This window comes from Pseudomonas sp. NPDC089534, assembly GCF_044749305.1.
Classification (GTDB): domain Bacteria; phylum Pseudomonadota; class Gammaproteobacteria; order Pseudomonadales; family Pseudomonadaceae; genus Aquipseudomonas; species Aquipseudomonas ekonensis.
In genome coordinates this window covers 1-3,479 of sequence record NZ_JBIVHR010000187.1, presented here as the reverse complement: position 1 = coordinate 3,479, position 3,479 = coordinate 1, and the positions used below count along the sequence as shown (strand labels likewise).

2 pseudogenes are annotated in these 3,479 nt (G+C 64.2%); both read right to left on the bottom strand.

The annotated features are described in order from the left end of the window. A pseudogene (locus ACIP0B_RS28150) lies at nt 1–810 on the bottom strand (aspartate kinase); the annotation flags it as partial. A 90-nt stretch (nt 811–900) separates the two neighbouring features. Further along, nucleotides 901–3,456 (bottom strand): annotated as a pseudogene (alaS, locus tag ACIP0B_RS28145) (alanine--tRNA ligase); the annotation flags it as partial. Nucleotides 3,457–3,479: the final 23 nt, after the last annotated feature.

Genomic DNA, 3,479 nt, shown 5'->3' with positions numbered 1-3,479 from the left:
ACTGATACTCAAAAAGACATCATCACTATTGAAGGCGATTCCGGAAATGATCGTCTGTTACATGGTTTACTCTTCATAAATAGTAATGAGGGTGCCAGGACCCTCCTTGAAGCTGTGCAGTACGCGCAGCGGAACGTTGTACTTGCCGGCGAACTCCACCGCACGGATCTGCAGCACCTTGGAGCCGAGGCTGGCCATTTCCAGCATCTCTTCGAAGGTGATCTTGTCCAGGCGCTGAGCCACGGACACCACACGCGGGTCGGTGGTGTAGACACCGTCGACGTCAGTGTAGATCTGGCATTCGTCAGCCTTCAGCGCAGCGGCCAGCGCCACACCGGTGGTGTCGGAACCGCCACGGCCCAGGGTGGTGATGTTGCCGTGCTCGTCGACGCCCTGGAAACCGGCGACGACGACGACGCGGCCGGCCTTCAGGTCGCCGCGGATCTTCTGGTCGTCGATCTGCAGGATGCGCGCCTTGTTGTGCGCGCTGTCCGTCAGGATCCGCACCTGGTTGCCGGTGTACGACACCGCCGGCACACCGCGCTTGATCAGCGCCATGGCCAACAGGGCGATCGTGACCTGCTCGCCGGTGGAGACGATCACGTCCAGCTCACGGGGAACCGGTTGATCTTCGCCACTGATTTGCTTGGCCAGATCGATCAGACGGTTGGTTTCGCCGCTCATTGCAGACAGCACAACCACCAGGTCATCGCCGGCATCGCGGAATTTCTTAACCTTGTCGGCGACCTGCTCGATTCTCTCGACGCTGCCGACCGTGGTGCCTCCAAATTTCTGTACGATCAAAGCCATTTCAAAGCCGCCTCTGCCCATGAAGGGCGCCCAATAATCACTCGAACGGCCGCCGGGCCCCCCACTAGACTGCGGGCCCGGCGGCGCGTCTCATAAACCCTGCTCGACGAACGGAGCGGTCAGCGCCAGCGCGCTGTCCAGTGCGCCGGCGTCTGTACCGCCGCCTTGCGCCATGTCCGGGCGACCGCCGCCCTTCCCGCCCACTGCCGCAGCAGCCTGCTTCATCAAATCACCGGCCTTGAGTTGGCCGGTCAGGTCCTTGGTCACGCCTGCGACCAGTACGACCTTTTCCTCATGGACACTGCCGAGCAGGATCACTGCGCGACCGAGTTTGTTCTTCAGCTGATCGACCAGCGCCAGCAGCGCCTTGCCGTCCTGACCGTCCAGACGGGCGGCCAGCACCTTCACGCCCTTGACGTCCGCGGCCTGGGCCGATAGATCGTCGCCCGCCGCGCTGGCGGCCTTGGCCTGCAGCTGCTCGAGCTGCTTCTCCAGCAGGCGGTTGCGCTCCAGCACAGCCGACAGCTTGTCGATCAGGTTGTCGCGGCTGCCCTTGACCAGGCTGGCCGCTTCCTTGAGTTGCTCTTCGGCCGCGTTCAGGTAGGCCAGCGCCGCTGCGCCGGTCACTGCCTCGATGCGGCGCACGCCGGAGGCCACACCGCCTTCGCTGATGATCTTCAGCAGGCCGATGTCGCCGGTGCGGTTGGCGTGGATGCCGCCGCACAGCTCGACGGAGAAGTCGCCGCCCATGCTCAGCACGCGCACGCTGTCGCCGTACTTCTCGCCGAACAGCGCCATCGCGCCTTTCTTCTTGGCGGTGTCGATGTCGGTCTCTTCGGTCTCGACCGCCGAGTTCTTGCGGATCTCGGCGTTGACGATGTCTTCCAGCGCCTTCAGCTGTTCAGGCTTGATCGCCTCGAAGTGGCTGAAGTCGAAACGCAGGCGCTGACTGTCGACCAGCGAGCCCTTCTGCTGAACGTGGTCGCCCAGCACCTTGCGCAATGCCGCGTGCAGCAGGTGGGTGGCCGAGTGGTTCAGCGAGGTGGCGTGGCGCACGTCGGCTTCGACGTGGGTCTCCACCGGCGCGCCGACGATCAGGCTGCCCGAGGCCAGCACGCCGTGGTGCAGGAATGCGCCGCCGGTCTTGGTGGTGTCGCGCACGTCGAAACGGCTGTTGCCGGCCTGAATGTAGCCGCAGTCGCCGACCTGGCCGCCGGACTCCGCATAGAACGGGGTCTGGTTCAGCACGATCACGCCTTCCTGCCCTTCACTCAAGACGTCCACGGACTGGCCGTCTTTATAGAGCGCGACGACTTTCGCCGAACCGCGGGTGGCGTGGTAGCCGGTGAACTCGGTGTCGACGTCGACCTTGACCAGGCTGTTGTAGTCCAGGCCGAACGAGCTGGCGGAACGGGCGCGCTCACGCTGGGCCTCCATTTCGCGCTCGAAGCCGGCCTCGTCGATGGTCAGGCTGCGCTCGCGGGCGATGTCCGCGGTCAGGTCCATCGGGAAGCCGTAGGTGTCGTAGAGCTTGAACACCACGTCGCCCGGCACGACTTCGCCCTTGAGCTCGGCCAGATCCTGTTCGAGGATCTTCAGGCCCTGCTCCAGGGTCTTGGCGAACTGCTCTTCCTCGGCCTTGAGCACGCGCTCGATGTGCGCCTGCTGGGACTTGAGCTCCGGGAAGGCTTCGCCCATCTCGGCCACCAGCGCCGCGACGATCTGATAGAAGAAGCTGCCCTTGGCGCCCAGCTTGTTGCCGTGGCGGCAGGCGCGACGGATGATCCGGCGCAGCACGTAGCCGCGGCCTTCGTTGGAAGGCAGCACGCCGTCGGCGACCAGGAAGCCGCAGGAACGGATGTGGTCGGCCACCACTTTCAGCGAAGCCTGGCCGTCGTTGGTGCAGCCGATGGCCTTGGCCGAAGCGGTCAGCAGGCTCTGGAACAGGTCGATCTCGTAGTTCGAGTGCACGTGCTGCAGCACGGCGCTGATCCGCTCAAGGCCCATGCCGGTGTCCACCGACGGTGCCGGCAGCGGGTGCAGCACGCCGTCGGCGGTGCGGTTGAACTGCATGAACACGTTGTTCCAGATTTCGATGTAGCGGTCGCCGTCCTCTTCCGGCGAGCCCGGCGGGCCGCCCCAGATGTCGGCGCCGTGATCGTAGAAAATCTCGGTGCACGGACCGCACGGGCCGGTGTCGCCCATGGTCCAGAAGTTGTCGGAGGCGTAAGGCGCGCCCTTGTTGTCGCCGATGCGCACCATGCGCTCGGCCGGCACGCCGACTTCCTTGGTCCAGATGTCGTAGGCTTCGTCGTCGGTGGCGTAGACGGTCACCCACAGTTTTTCCTTCGGCAGGTTCAGCCACTTGTCGGACGTCAGGAACGTCCAGGCGAAGGTGATGGCGTCACGCTTGAAGTAATCGCCGAAGCTGAAGTTGCCCAGCATTTCGAAGAAGGTGTGGTGACGGGCGGTGTAACCGACGTTTTCCAGGTCGTTGTGCTTGCCGCCGGCGCGCACGCATTTCTGGCTGCTGACGGCGCGGGTGTACGCGCGCTTTTCCTGGCCCAGGAAGCAGTCCTTGAACTGGTTCATGCCTGCGTTGGTGAACAGCAGGGTTGGGTCATTGCCCGGAATCAAAGAGCTGGTGGGAAATCAGCCGCACGCCGTTG